The 13,535-nt window shown below is 57.8% G+C and carries 15 protein-coding genes and 2 pseudogenes; 9 read left to right on the top strand and 8 right to left on the bottom strand.

What is annotated here, in order from left to right; genetic code table 11:
* The 6 genes from PCA31118_RS26745 to PCA31118_RS26770 form a co-directional block, all read right to left on the bottom strand.
* The coding region (locus PCA31118_RS26745; protein WP_425495410.1) for an ABC transporter permease subunit at positions 1 to 509 on the bottom strand (509 nt) is incomplete at its 3' end.
* Between the two features lie 18 nt (positions 510 to 527).
* On the bottom strand, positions 528 to 1,478 hold the full coding sequence (locus tag PCA31118_RS26750; protein ID WP_150627954.1) for a branched-chain amino acid ABC transporter permease: 951 nt from the start codon (positions 1,476 to 1,478) through the stop codon (positions 528 to 530).
* Between the two features lie 149 nt (positions 1,479 to 1,627).
* The gene (locus PCA31118_RS26755; RefSeq protein ID WP_150627955.1) at positions 1,628 to 2,668 is read right to left on the bottom strand and encodes a CobW family GTP-binding protein; all 1,041 of its coding nucleotides are present in this window, start codon (positions 2,666 to 2,668) and stop codon (positions 1,628 to 1,630) included.
* On the bottom strand, positions 2,658 to 4,268 hold the full coding sequence (locus PCA31118_RS26760; RefSeq protein WP_150627956.1) for an amidohydrolase family protein: 1,611 nt from the start codon (positions 4,266 to 4,268) through the stop codon (positions 2,658 to 2,660). The genes PCA31118_RS26755 and PCA31118_RS26760 overlap by 11 nt, the downstream gene beginning before the upstream one ends.
* Positions 4,269 to 4,274: 6 nt before the next feature.
* The gene (locus tag PCA31118_RS26765; protein ID WP_150627957.1) at positions 4,275 to 5,261 is read right to left on the bottom strand and encodes a DMT family transporter; all 987 of its coding nucleotides are present in this window, start codon (positions 5,259 to 5,261) and stop codon (positions 4,275 to 4,277) included.
* Complete coding sequence (locus PCA31118_RS26770; RefSeq protein ID WP_150627958.1) at positions 5,258 to 5,725, bottom strand: GAF domain-containing protein; 468 nt, start codon at positions 5,723 to 5,725, stop codon at positions 5,258 to 5,260. Before PCA31118_RS26770 ends, PCA31118_RS26765 begins: the two co-directional genes overlap by 4 nt.
* Before the next feature lie 414 nt (positions 5,726 to 6,139).
* Here PCA31118_RS26770 and PCA31118_RS26775 point away from each other — a divergent pair.
* Positions 6,140 to 6,373, top strand: a pseudogene (locus tag PCA31118_RS26775) (IS3 family transposase); the annotation flags it as partial.
* A 795-nt stretch (positions 6,374 to 7,168) separates the two neighbouring features.
* Here the strand turns inward: PCA31118_RS26775 and PCA31118_RS26780 are convergent.
* Positions 7,169 to 7,483, bottom strand: a pseudogene (locus PCA31118_RS26780) (integrase core domain-containing protein); the annotation flags it as partial.
* Positions 7,484 to 8,086: 603 nt separating this feature from the next.
* Here PCA31118_RS26780 and PCA31118_RS26785 point away from each other — a divergent pair.
* From PCA31118_RS26785 to PCA31118_RS26815, 8 genes are all read left to right on the top strand, one after another.
* Positions 8,087 to 8,350: a hypothetical protein gene (locus PCA31118_RS26785; RefSeq protein ID WP_150627959.1), complete on the top strand. Its 264-nt coding sequence runs from the start codon at positions 8,087 to 8,089 to the stop codon at positions 8,348 to 8,350.
* A gap of 13 nt (positions 8,351 to 8,363) precedes the next feature.
* Positions 8,364 to 8,909: a hypothetical protein gene (locus tag PCA31118_RS26790; RefSeq protein WP_150627960.1), complete on the top strand. Its 546-nt coding sequence runs from the start codon at positions 8,364 to 8,366 to the stop codon at positions 8,907 to 8,909.
* A 30-nt stretch (positions 8,910 to 8,939) separates the two neighbouring features.
* Positions 8,940 to 9,368 (top strand): hypothetical protein, encoded by a 429-nt coding sequence (locus PCA31118_RS26795; RefSeq protein ID WP_150627961.1) that lies wholly within the window; start codon positions 8,940 to 8,942, stop codon positions 9,366 to 9,368.
* Positions 9,369 to 9,384: 16 nt separating this feature from the next.
* Positions 9,385 to 9,603, top strand: coding sequence for a hypothetical protein (locus PCA31118_RS26800; RefSeq protein WP_150627962.1), 219 nt, complete (start codon positions 9,385 to 9,387; stop codon positions 9,601 to 9,603).
* A 131-nt stretch (positions 9,604 to 9,734) separates the two neighbouring features.
* Positions 9,735 to 9,911 carry a hypothetical protein gene (locus PCA31118_RS27170; RefSeq protein ID WP_174990620.1) on the top strand — a complete coding sequence of 59 codons (177 nt, stop codon included), beginning with the start codon at positions 9,735 to 9,737 and terminating at the stop codon, positions 9,909 to 9,911.
* 380 nt (positions 9,912 to 10,291) lie between these two features.
* Complete coding sequence (locus PCA31118_RS26805; protein WP_150627963.1) at positions 10,292 to 10,768, top strand: hypothetical protein; 477 nt, start codon at positions 10,292 to 10,294, stop codon at positions 10,766 to 10,768.
* 10 nt (positions 10,769 to 10,778) lie between these two features.
* The gene (locus tag PCA31118_RS26810) at positions 10,779 to 11,048 is read left to right on the top strand and encodes a hypothetical protein (RefSeq protein ID WP_150627964.1); all 270 of its coding nucleotides are present in this window, start codon (positions 10,779 to 10,781) and stop codon (positions 11,046 to 11,048) included.
* A gap of 21 nt (positions 11,049 to 11,069) precedes the next feature.
* Positions 11,070 to 11,348 (top strand): hypothetical protein, encoded by a 279-nt coding sequence (locus PCA31118_RS26815; RefSeq protein WP_150627965.1) that lies wholly within the window; start codon positions 11,070 to 11,072, stop codon positions 11,346 to 11,348.
* Between the two features lie 42 nt (positions 11,349 to 11,390).
* Here the strand turns inward: PCA31118_RS26815 and PCA31118_RS26820 are convergent.
* Positions 11,391 to 13,535, bottom strand: a 2,145-nt coding sequence (locus tag PCA31118_RS26820) for an autotransporter outer membrane beta-barrel domain-containing protein (RefSeq protein ID WP_217431303.1), incomplete at its 5' end; no start/stop codon positions are given.

A 13,535-nucleotide genomic window follows, 5' to 3' on the forward strand; every position in this document is an offset into this window, starting at 1 on the left:
TTGACCGGCCGGTCCAGGTTGTTCATGAAGATGCGGATGATCTCGCCGAAGCCCAGCGTCACGATGGCCAGATAGTCACCGCGCAGACGCAACGTCGGCGCACCGAGCAGGATGCCGAAGATTGCCGCGACGGCGGCACCGATCGGAATCGTGAACCACACAGGTACATGCAGCCCGTTAGGGAACAAGGCACCGATCCACTCGAACTGCGTGGAGAGGTGAGGAGAACTGAGGAAGGCCGTGACGTACGCGCCCACGGCATAGAACGCGATATAACCCAAGTCGAGCAGGCCAGCGAAGCCCACCACGATGTTCAGGCCCAGCGCGAGCATGATGTAGAGCAGCGCGAAGTCGAGCACCCGCACCCAGTAGTTGCCGCCGGCATAGCCGACGAGCACGGGCGCGAGAATCGCGGCGATCAGGAAGAACGCGAGGCCGCGATAGGCCTTGCGGGTCGCGGCGGCGGCAGAAATCTGCGTCACCGGCGACGTTTGCACGGGTTGATTCATGATGTCGATCCTCCCGTCTTAAGCACGATCTGCCACGCGCTCGCCGAGCAGACCGCTCGGACGGAACACCAGCACCACAATCAGCACGACAAACGCAAAGACGTCCTGATAGTTACTCCCGAAGACACCACCGGTCAGATCGCCGATGTAGCCCGCGCCCAATGCTTCGATCAGGCCGAGCAGCACGCCGCCGACCATGGCGCCCTGCAAGTTGCCGATACCGCCGAGCACCGCAGCGGTGAACGCCTTCATGCCGGGAATGAAGCCCATGTAGAAGTGCGCGTTGCCGTAGTTCGAGGCCATCATCACGCCCGCGAGCGCGGCGAGTGCACCGCCGAGCGCGAACGTCGCGGAGATCACGAAGTTCGGATTCACGCCCATGAGGCCCGCTACGTTACGGTTCTCTGCCGTAGCACGCATCGCACGCCCGAGCTTGGTGCGGTTCACGAGCTGCGTCAGACCGAACATGACGAGGAACGCTACGACCACGATCACGATGCCGGTGCCGTTTGTGACCGCGCCGGGATGATCTCCGCGCGGCGGAATGACGTTCATGGCGTCGGTGGGCAGCAGTTGCGGGAACGAGATTGGGTTGCGCGACCAGATCAGCATGGCGATCGTCTGCAGCAGCAACGAGACGCCGATGGCGGTGATCAGAGGGGCCAGGCGCGGCGCATTGCGCAACGGCCGGTAGGCCACACGCTCGATCACGAAGTTGGCTATCGCACACACGGGCATACACACGAGCGTGGCAATCGCCAGCATGAGCGCCGGGTTCATGTCCGGCGCGATCTTCAAAAGCAGGTTGATGGTGGACAGCGCGACCATCGCGCCGATCATCATCACATCGGCGTGGGCAAAGTTGATGATGCCCAGAATGCCGTAGACCATCGTATAGCCCAGTGCAATGATCGCGTAGACGCTGCCAAGCACGAGGCCGTTCAAGATTTGTTGAGTAAAAATATCCATACGAGATTTCTTTTGGTTGATTTAGATGAAGCAACACGGAGGCGAGAATCACCATGCTGCTCCACTCGTGGATTGCGACGCTCGGACGCCACGACTACCGGAAGTCGAGCATGTGACGACAGATCATTAAGGGGGAAACGGTGCGGAACTTAGAGTGAAGGGAAAAGCATTAGCGGACGTGTAAAGCGAAATCCGGTGTCACCGGAAGACGTGCTACTGGAAAATGTCGATATGTGTGGCGGGGGTAGCCGTGTAGGAATGGAGAGCAACGCTTTCGCATCCGTGTCCAACGTGATGACCACAATTTGTGAGCGCGATGAAGGCGCGACGATGCGCTTCGGGAGATCGAAATGCTGTCCTACGGCCTGTATCAGAACGCCGTCTGCACAATTCTGGACATGCAGAATGCCTTTGACGCGAAGTAACCGTCTGTCTAGAAAGCCGGCAACATTCTCCATCCAATCCGAAAGCGCATGCCAGTCCAGACGCTCTTCCCAGGAAAGGGTGAACGCTTTCACGCGAGCATGCCCCCCGGGCAACCCAACCCGAGTCATGGCGGAATCGAAGACGAGGGGCGTCGTTTGCGTGCCTGCCGAAAACGCGGCTATTGCGCGGCGCGTCCGGTCGGGTTCCACGATGCAGCGCGAAAGCGGAGCCAGCAGCTTGATCTCATCCAGCGCGTGCAGGCGCTGCGCATCAAGACACACATCGAGTTTGGTGACGACCACCGTATGCGCACCGCAGACCTGTGCCGCCAACAAGGGAAAATCATCGCGATTGATCTCATTGTTGGCCGCATAGGTTGTCACAACGCGTACGCGCATATCCAGTGACGAAAGTGCCGAGAGTGCTCGCATCACGCCACCGGGGTCAGACAGTCCGCTGCACTCGAGAACGACTCTGGAAAATGGCACATCCGTCGTCTCTCGGCGAGAAGCAATCAGCGATTCCACGGTGAACTGGAGATCGTTGATCAGACTACAGCAGACGCATCCATTGGCAAGCGTCGCCATGGGAACGCCGTCATGCACCGCCAGAATCGCCCCATCGATGTTCACGTCACCGACGTCGTTGACGATGACTGCCGTTTGCTCATCCGCCCCTTGTGCGAGGAACTCAGACAGCAGCGTTGTCTTTCCGCTACCGAGAAACCCGGACAGAATGACAAAATCCGTGGGCTCAGGCTTCATCGAACGCCTCCCGCGCTTTCGCCTCAGCGACCATGGCTTCAACGTCGGCGAGTAATTGGCCCGTTTCGAACACGACGCCACCTTTTATGGTGTACCGGAGGCAACGACGCCAATCGCCGACCTGCCGCGCCTCGTCAAGCCGTAGCGCGCCAGTCCCGTAAAGTTGCTTGAAGTCATCGAGCGGATTCGAGTCGTGCACAAGGAGGTCGGCACGCTTACCCACTTCCACTGTGCCAACGCTCTCGTCGATGCCCAGCAACTCCGCACTGGATTGCGTCGCCGCGCGCAACACTTCGTGAGGATTGAATCCCGCTTCCTGAAGCAGCTCCAGCTCACGCACGAAGCCAAACCCGTAGACCTGATACATAAAGCCGGAATCGCTGCCAGCGCAGACACGTCCCCCGCGGTTCTTGTAATCCCTGAGAAAGTGCATCCATAACCGGAAAGTCTCGCGCCAGTCGACTTCGTTTTGCGTGCTCCATCGATACCAGTAGGCCCCGTGCCCCCCGCGGTGCGGCTCGAAATATCGCATGAGGGTCGGATCGGTGAAGCGGTCGTGCCAGTCGGCGCGACGGGTTCGCATTAGGTCGCGATTGGCGTCATAGACGTTCAATGTCGGGACAAACGTGTGACCGACCTCAAGGAACGCGTCGAGAACATCATTCCACTTCGCGCTTCCCGGCTTTGCCGCCTGCAAGAACGTCGTCCCGGCGGCAGAGAACCGCAGATACTCGTCGTTGTAGTGATAGTCGGCGGGAAACGACTGCACGGTGCGATCATCGAACAGCGCTTCGGGAAGCCCGTACGAGTGCTCCGAGCTGGTGAGCCCCCAGCGAGCCGTGGTCAGTGCATTCATGCGACTCACCGCCAGCGTGGCGTGATGGCAGCATGTCCGCAGCCCCGCCGCACGCGCTTCGTCAAGTGCGGCTTCCATCACGGCTGGCGGCGCACCGAAGAACTTCACACCATCGGCGCCCGCATCGGCAATACGGCGAATCCACTCGCGTGCCTGTCCGGGGGTGTGAATCGTCTTCAAGTAATCATTGATCGCCGGGAAGTAGGCATAAGCGTATATAGCCGGTGCCGCGATTCGATGCTCGGCAGCTGCTTGCTTTTGAGCCAGCGTCCACGCGAGGCCATTGAAACAACCTGCCTCACGGATAGTCGTCACACCGTGCGCAAGCCAGAGTTTATACACATAGTCTGCGCTCGGCATTACGCCGCGAGCCGCGTGAAACGGTGCCCCGATGTGCGCGTGCGCGTCGACGAATCCCGGTGTCACGAACTTGCCGTGACAGTCGATTTCGAACTCCCCCGGCAGCGGCCGTCTTTCCGGTTTGATCGCAAGCCCTGGCGCGCCCACGCTGACCAGATCGGTAATGACCCCGTCTTCGACGACGACATCGACATATCCCCACGGCGGTGCACCGGTTCCATCGATGAGCGTGGCTCCCCGCAGGATAAGTCGGCGGTGAGGGCCGACGCCGCGATCTCGGCACGTCGCCGGTGTCACGCCCGGCAGCTTGTACTTGGCGAAGCCCGCGACAATTTCTTCGCCAATGGCGATCTGATGCCCGGCGTCAGATAGGTTCGAAGTCATGATGTGCTATTGCAAGGGTTGCGACGGCGATGTCCGGGTGTTACGGTCTGCCCGATTGCCTATCGCGACGGCAATACTGACCAGCAGTGCACCCAAAAGCGCCGCCGAATCGACGCCGCGCCCAAGAAATAGGCCGACAAACAAGGTTGAGACAATCGGAACTGCGTAAGCAAGAATCGCGATCTGGTTTGGCCTCCCGCGCTTGATCGCAAAGTCCCACATGTAAAACGTGCCGCCCAGCGGGCCAAGAGCAAGGAACGCGAGTGTTGCCCATTGCTGTGCGCTCAAGTCGCCTATCCCCACCATCGAGGCCGGACCCGCTCGTCCCGAACCGACCTGCAAACCGGCGTGCAGCAATAGCGCCAGCACACCGGCCAGCAAGCAATACAAGGCTACGGTCGATGTGGGCACCGAGCAGCGCTTGCGAGACCACACGGTGTAGTACGCCCAGATCAGGCCGGAGATAGCGGCAAGACCGAATCCGGCCCAGGTGCTATTCGAAAACGCCGGACCGGAGGCGATACATGCCACCGCGCCCAAAAATCCGCACACGGCAGCAAGCACATGCAGAATTGAAAGGCGATGCTCGCGTAGCATCACCGGCGTAAGCAGGATGATGAAGAGCGGCCAGAGGTAATGAAGAAGACTCGCCGCAACGGGGTCGGCCCACTGCAAGCTGAGGAAATACAGCGCGTGATAACCAAACATCGAAAGCGTGCCGATGACAACCGCACGCCAATCGAGCGTTCGCCACCGGACCCAGGGCAAACCGATGACACCACCGCCCGCCAGCGCAATACCAGTGACCAGCAACGGTGGAACCATGCTTAGACTGACGACCGATACGGCCAGGGTGCTCCAGATGAGCAACGTCAGGATCGCGACAAATAATGCTAGATGCTGCGGATTCGTCCTCCATGGCCCGCGCGTGCTCTCACAGGTACCATGCGCCTCTTGCACCGCCATCAGTTGGCTAGCGGCTTCCGGGCTCATGTCGATGTCCCCTGTCCAAGCGCAAAGACGCCGCTCATGAGCGGCGCAATCGCTTCCACTTCTGCCAGCGCCGCCTGATCGACCGTCGGTGTCTCCAGGAGAAGCGCGAACGCGCCCACCGTGCGACGGCAGATGACAACGGGAATATTGATCAGTGTGCGAACGCCGAGTGACTCGAGCAGCGGGTAGTCGGGAAAGAACTGTGTCAGACGCTCATGGCCTGAAGCAATCAGCGTCCGCTGATCGATCAGCACGTATCGGGCCCAATCGCTGCCCGTCAGATGCTTCCATCCGCCGACTGGGTATGCCGCGGGAATGGTCGAGAACACTCGTTGCACATCGCCAATCTGTGGCTCACCGACCGCCCCCGCCCTATCGGGAGCCCGGCACACCAGCGCCGTGACGTGAGCGAATGGCAGTATCGGACGCACGACGCTGCTCCACGCCCAAAATGCCGTCGTCACGGACTCCGCCTGCCGGATCTGCGCTAACAGAGCACTGGCGATATCGTCCCGATAGACCCGGCTTCCCGCGACGATTGGCGTCGCATCCGCAGACCGGCTCCCGACGAAGAGCGAACCCGCCGATACGATGCCCGCAAAGGCAAACTGTCTTCTGTGCACAGATGTCTCCTCGCGTTGAATTTACGTACGAGGATAGGCAATCAAAAATTCCGGGACATCAAACACAAGCTACGATTTTTCGCGTCCAGATTCGTACTGTTCGCACAGTCTGCCGAATTCGCGGCGCAAACTAATGCGCCGGGATGCGGAGAAGACGCTCCGTAAGCGTTCTATTTCCGATTGGATTCAATCGGATCAAGAGCCAGCGAATATACCCACGTGTTGGATTGACTAGACATATCATCCACACTGATGAGCATGAGTCGGTGTAGCAATTGCTGGGGCAACTCGTCAATGGAGCGCTTGTTCCGAAGTTTGAAAACGGAATGGGCACCGAACACGGGATATATCACGGCACAGCAAGCTCACCGGGACATCAGCCATTACTCGATGCAACGATACAACTGGCTACGGCCACTTCAATTTAACGATGGACTGGCCCCTGCAGTAGCGGAAGAAAAACGTACCGCAGTGTCAGGGATGGGTTGACCACTACATCCTTTTGAGGCTCGCGACAACTCGATGAGAAGTCAGCGCCTTACTCAGCGAAAACTGTGGTGATCGGAGGCCATTGAGAAGCTATACGATGGGCGGATGACTTGCCCCAGCGGTTGACACGGCGCCCGAAATAGATTGACCGCCATGTTCACTCGCCGTCCGATGACGGGCCAATCTCATTTATTAGATCCATCATATATGGAGGCAATTTAAGTTTGCCTAGATGAACGCGTACGTCGTGTAGGTGAGCGTCCGCTAAGCGCATTCGCTTTGTGGCGAGGGCTAGTAGGAACTCCGGAAGTGCGGCACCACCACCGTTATTCCACGCGGAAGCCTCGGCCGAGATGATATCTCTGACCCGAGCACTACTCTCCTCGTCGACGGCGTACAACAACTCCGAGGGACTCGCAGCGCGCAAGAATGCCGCTCTGAGTATCGCGTCGTTATAAAACTCAAAGTTCGAGGGACACGCCAAGACGTGACCATAAACGCCGGACGACCAGGCCATAACGGCACTTGTTTTACCGCCGGCCTTGGCCGCAAAACCTTGGTTGTCTGATCGAACGCAAGCGAACATATTAGCGATGACTGCGTAGATATCAGCTTGAGAAATTGACTCTTTGTTCGTGGTGGTGTCTAGATAGACAAAGTCACGGGCGATCTCCAGACTCGGGCGACATCCGCTGAAGAACAGCTCGTCCCCGCGCACCGACGCGCTCATAAGTTGGCAAAGTCGAGTTGACCTGCCCCCGTCAATAGGGCCAATGGGCTTCTAGCAAAGTCCCTTTAAACCAACTCCTGGAAAGCGGCAGGAGCATCCGCGGTTGCCCGATGTTTCGCCGCAAACTCTGACGGCGCAAGGTAGTTCAGTGCGCTATGCGGCCTTTGCTCGTTGTAGTCCTGACGCCATGCCGCGATGACAGCCCGAGCGTGCGCGAGCGTTGTGAACCAGTGCTCGTTAAGGCGTTCGTCGCGGAATTTGCCGTTGAACGATTCGATGTACGCATTCTGCGTTGGCTTGCCCGCCTGAATCAACTTCAGAGTGACGCCGTTCGCATACGCCCACTGGTCAAGCGCGCGGCTCGTAAATTCGGGGCCCTGGAGCAACAGTCTCCGTACCACAATGGCGCATACGATGTTCGTCTGCGGTCGGGGTTGAAGGATCACATCGTTTTTCAGGCTGGCACATGGGCTAGAGCCTCCAGCGAGATTGTTGAATGGCGCGGACTCGAACTCGAAGGTATTTCGCAGTCGCAAGCTCAACGGAAGGCTATGGACGCGTATCGAGCCGCCGCGCCCGAGACCCACGGCGTAGCCATGGAGGCCGCGCTATTTCTTGCCCGTAGGGGTGTTTCATTGAATTTCCGGTCAGACGCGTACCATTTCTACTTGGTGGCCAATGCGATCGATCGAGGGCGGCTAAAAGATGTCGATAAAGAATGGATTGAGCGCTATGCCACTCGGTATCCCACGACGGTAGCGAGCGAACAGCTCAAAGCAGACGCTTTTTTTGAGAAGCGTGGCGGACGTCCACAGACCATCTAGGAAAACTCGTGAAGCCCGCTATCCGCCTCGAATATCTGCATCATCAGTGTCAACGCCTCACCGCATCGCAGCGGCAGCTGCCGACGACACAACCGATAATGTCGAGGGCGGCCGCAACCACCTAACCTGAGTCACATCGGAAAAAGCTGTAGGAACACGATGCAAAAACTTGAACTCTTGGATTGGCCGCAGCTCGGCATTGGGGCCTACCTGGCCGTGGCCGACACGCCAGTCTTCACGACAGGACATGTGGCTGTGTACGAGCTCGCGTTTGAAGACGACGCGATTAATGTTAAGCGCCGGGGCATGGATCTTGGGCGATTCCGGCATGTGGCTATTAAGGGCGCGCGTCTATATGTCTTTGATGTCGAACGTCGCTGCCTTAAGGGGAGCCTCGGTCGCTTCAAAATTCACTGTTCTTAATCGGAAAAAAGAGATGAAATCGCATCCAGACATGCAGGGGAGCCATATCCAGACAGTCGGGTATGTGATGTTGAAAACGCTTGTATTTTCTGCCCTTTTCCACGGTGGTGCTCTGTGGGCAGAGGGCCGTACGACCGTTGATAAGGATTACGGGAAAGATGTGTTTTTTTTGGCCCCGCCAGGAGAGCGAGAACAGTTGCTTGGCCGAATGGACATATATGCGAGTAAAGCGGAACCGGACGGCGCGAAAATTGAGCTTTTGAACATTAACCGGTACGGTGCCTGCAGTCTGCACATTCCGCCTCGTGCGGGCGCCAATGTTTTCAAGAAGGCTCCCGATGGAACGCTTGAACGGATTGGGAGTCCTGCGCGTTTAGTGGATACGTACGATCGAATCGTAGCAGCCGGCTGTGCTGACCGAGCCGAACGGGGAGAAATAAACATCCGCTGGGATGACGGCAAGTGGCAAGCTTACAAGGAAACCGGTTTCAACTACTCGGATGACTACAAGCGTTTGTTGGAGCTAAACCGCGCCGACAAGAAGCAATCGGTGCGATAGACCCCAGAACGTAGGAAAAACGGAGACACGATGAACGTTCGTAGAGGATTTTTACTGCTCATCGCACTGACTGCAGTGCTGTTTGCTGGACCTGTTCTGGCTGAAGAGTTGCCCTTGTTCGCTCGGCTAAAGGACGTACCTCTGAACGAGAATCCTGTAATGGGTTATGTGATCTTCGGAAACTTTCCCGATGGTCAGCCGATGATTCGAGCAGTGACGGCTTCGACTGCGGTGTTCATTGAGCGGCAGGCCATGTTGAAAACCACCGGCTACACGAGAAACCTTCTGGACTGCCGGAATGCAACGCTGAGGATTGATGCTTTTGGTGACATTGAATCGCTCCAGAGTGAGCCACGTTCACTTCCGCTCGAGGCAAATCCGATCAAACGGATGCACCCTAGAAACCTTCAGGTGTTCAAGCGAGTGTGCAATACAGCCGGATTGCGGGCGAACTGGTAACACATGGGGAAAAAACATGACAGCAAAAGGCTCTAAGAGAATCGGCTTTCTTGGTTCGATTATCCCCGGCACTGCGGTGACCCTGTTGTGGGCCGCACCCTTAATGCTGTTGTTCGCATTCATGCTCTATGACCCTGGGCAGCCGGGTGAGATCACTCGGTTGGTCGGCGGAATTTCGGTCTCGCTCATCTTCGGCGCATGGATGGCCCGAGACGCAGGCTATTTCGACAGGTAGGAACGTCTAGGAAAGGGGGCACGATGGCCGATTTCGATGAGTCAATCCCGCAGTCGAGGCGGATCTTTCGCCGTCGCCTAAGTGCGTCGAGAATCGCGGAAGTTGGCTTCGGATGGGTAGCGAAAGGCACGATGGTCGTTGTAGTAGTCGCAGCCCTGGTCCTCGCCGTTCTGACCGGCGGATCGGGGTTCACCGAATTGCCGACGACACGTCGACAGTGGCTGGGAGTTGCGGTCGTGGTCATGCTGGTACTCGCAGGCGTCGTCGTCTATCACCACTTCTTTGCGGCCTCGCCGCCGAATCAGTAACGCATAGGAAAAATAGGACGACAGGATATGTACGCCACAGTTACTCAAAGGAAGACCGACGGCATGATCGAAACGTTGGTTAAGAATTTCCCCATCCGAGCTAAAGGTGATCTGAGACGGTGCTTGATGAAGCGCGGAATGTGTCGGTAATCAACGACGGTGTTGTGTTTCCGCCTGCTGGAAGCGTGCAGCGGGAATGATGATGCTCACGATGATCTTCCTCAGCCTTGCGCTCTGCTGGTCTTTCTCGATCATGTTAAGCGACGGCACAGAGTCCTGGTTGTCGCCCGGGATATTGTTGTGGATAGCAGGTTTTGCATGCTTTGCTCGGACACGCTTGTATGATCGAGAGTCGCGGGCTTAATAGGACGGAAAAAAAGATGAACTACTTATTCCGTGGGGTTTGTGACGAAACCGATCAGATCAATGACGCGATGCTGAGACCGGCCGGACGACTTAGCCACGTGCTATTGACCCGAGGAGATTCGGCGCTGCTGTTCAAGGAGAACAAGAAGGGAGTTCCGCGAGACTGTTCTATCACGCGTTATCCGTCCGAGACCAATTCGGTTCGTTCGCAGCACATCGAATCCGGACTCAACGACAACTGCTTTGTCTCGTTTTCGAAGTCACGAGACGTAGCGTATCGGTACGCCACGACGAACTCGGACGGGGAACGGGCAAGCGGCTTCATTTATGTTGTAGATCCGGCTCGATTTGAGCAATACGGCGTGACCGCGATCACTGTCGAAAATCCTTACTTTCCTGGCGAAATGGAGGTGAGTCTGAGGGCAAGCGACTGCGGGGATTTGCCGGAAGGCATTATCGTCAGGAAGATTCCGGTCACACCTTACGAGTAATCAAGGAGAAATGATGATTCTTGAAACCTTTGAGCATAAAGGCGAAACTGTCCAGATCCGCCTTTACGACGATGGCGAACGCTTCATAATTCGGGCGACCGATGCCACTGGGAAGCCGCTTAACGGCTACGTTTACTCCATCACCAAGATTGATCAAATTGAAGCGGGCATGGCGGCCAATTTGGACCCTCTGAAGGAACTTGCAAATACCGCACGTTCTGACGTGGAGTCCGATGTATGGCAGCAGTATCTCGACGCAGTAAGTGCTCTCAAAAAATGATCGGAAAAACGGACCACCACTATGAACGACTACACACGAGAACTCCGTCGTAAGGAGCTACTCGCACACTTCGACAAGCGCTTCGCAGATGATCTGAAGATTGCACGCGAGCGTTGTTCTTTTGTTGCTGTGTCGGAGGATATACAGGAGGATGCGCGCGGCAAACTGACCGCGACTGTGACACTTACCTGCGCTTCTGGTGAGAAGGTGAGCAATAGCCGGGCACTCTACGAATATCGACAGCGATCCGCGTCTGTGCCCCAGGAAGGGTGGCATTGCTACCTCGATTGGCGCGACTGACTATCACACAGGAAAAATCGAGGAATTCCGCAGAGAAGGGGCTCAGAAGCGGTAATTCATCTTGAATGTCCCGGCTTGTGCCGACACATGGTTCGTGTTGATGAGTGTGTCGTAGGCGAGCGAGATGTCTAGCCGTTTGGAGAGGGACATGCCTACGCTCACTCCCGCATTTAGATAGCCGTGCGGCAGATCGGTCCCCGGCGCGACGAACAGCGTGCTGTCCTGCGATGTTACGTTAATCGCTCGGCCAGCATCGAGTACCTCGCGAGCATAGCCCACGCGAAGCTGCACGTTGACGGGGCGAATGGCGTCGCCGAACGATTTGTCGAGTGTCACACCCACAAACGGTTGCAAGCTGCGGACGTTGTCCGTGCCGACCCGGAGATTCTGCCCTTGCGCGCCGCTCTCACTGAATCCATTCGCGTGGAAGTAGGCGTAGCGCAGCCCAGCGCGAGGCGTGAGCACAAAGCGGCCAACGCCGATGGAAACGCTTGCCTGTGCTGCCGCTGTGAACTCCTGGCCGATGTGGTCGCCCTGCGCAGTGCCCACGCCCTCGAACGGACGCTTTTGCGACAGGAAGTCGATGCCATAGCCGATGGTACCAGCGATATTAATCGCGCCGACGTCACGGCTCGCGTACATTGCCAGGCGCAAATTGTCGGTCGTGCCCGAGTTGGCCGTGCTCAGTTCGGACAGATCACTATGCGTATAGCCACTGGCGACACCGACGGTGTAATCGCCACGGTTATTCTCATATCCGGCGAGAAACCCGTATTGGTTCGCCTGGAAGCCCGGCTGGGCGTTCGTCGCCCCGACTTTTATGTGGACACCGGATGCGGTGGCCCAGAGTGCCGGAGACCCTGATGAGCCGTCAGCTGCGGCGTCACCCGCTGATACCCCAGAGAATTCCGAAGCGCTTGGGTAACCGCCGCCTGTCCTGCGCGCTGCGCGCTCAAGCAGGCCCGATGTCGCCGCGTGCGCGCTCATAACGCTCATTGAGCCTGACGCCGTAAAGATGCTCGTGTTCCTCGGGGCGACGATAACTGTGCCGAGCGAGGCGATGGCCGTGTCGAGCGTGAGGGTAACGTCGTTGGCCTCGTAGCCGATGACGGCAGACATGTTGTTGAGATTCGCACCCGCGAGCAGTGTCTGCGTGACCGATGAGAATTGACCGATGACACCACGCATTGCCGTCACGATCGTGTAACGCTTTGCCGTATAAGTGCCGGGATCGTAGGTAATGGCAAGTGTGCCGTTTAGCGTCGCGCTGCCTGCCACATTAAGCAACGATGCGGCGGTAGGGCTCATTTCGATAGCAAGCGTAGACGTGGAGGCTTGCGTGTAATTCCCGCTTACGCTCAGCGTACCGATCGAACCACCGGGCGCGACGGTACCCCCGTTGGCGACATTGCCGAGGACAGTGCCGTGGCCGCGCAGCGTGCCGTTCGGCCCGACCTGAACGTGGCTGCCGAGTTTCGCCGAGGGCGTATTGATGTCGCCGACTTCAAGTTCGCCACCCACGACGTCCGTGGTGCCGGTAAAGTCCGAGTTGTCGCCATTCAAGATCCACAGGCCACCGCCACGTAGCGTCAGTGCACCATTGCCAAGCAACGTTCCACTGAAACTACCGCCTGCGTTGACGACCGACAGACTTTGACTGCCCATCTGGACCTTCCCGGTGCCGTTAAGGTTTGTGATCGTTGCGCCGCCCGCTGTACCCGAAATGTCAAATGTGCCGTTGTTAATCAAACCGCCGGACTGTGCGACGCTGGCCGCGCCGGTGAGCGCCAGGGTGCTGCCAGATCCGATCGTCGTCACCCCAGTGTACGGATTGGCGTTGGTGAGGGTGAGGGTGCCGGGACCGATTTGAGTCAAACCACCGGCACCAGAGATCCGTGACGCGAATGTGACGTTGTCGCGGCGGTTGAAGCTGAGCATGCCGTTGTTAAGAACGTCGCCCACAATCGAACCTGTCGTTCCGCCATCGCCCAGCTGCAGCGTGCCCGCCGCAATGGTGGTGCCTCCGGTATAAGTGCTGTTGCTCACGAGCGTGAGGGTGCCGGGACCGATTTGCGTCAAACCGCCGGCCCCGGAGATCCGTGACGCGAACGTGACGTTGTCGCGGCGGTTGAAGCTGAGCATGCCGTTGTTAAGAACGTCGCCCACAATCGAACCTGTCGTTCCGCC

The organism is Pandoraea captiosa, assembly GCF_902459775.1.
GTDB lineage: Bacteria > Pseudomonadota > Gammaproteobacteria > Burkholderiales > Burkholderiaceae > Pandoraea > Pandoraea captiosa.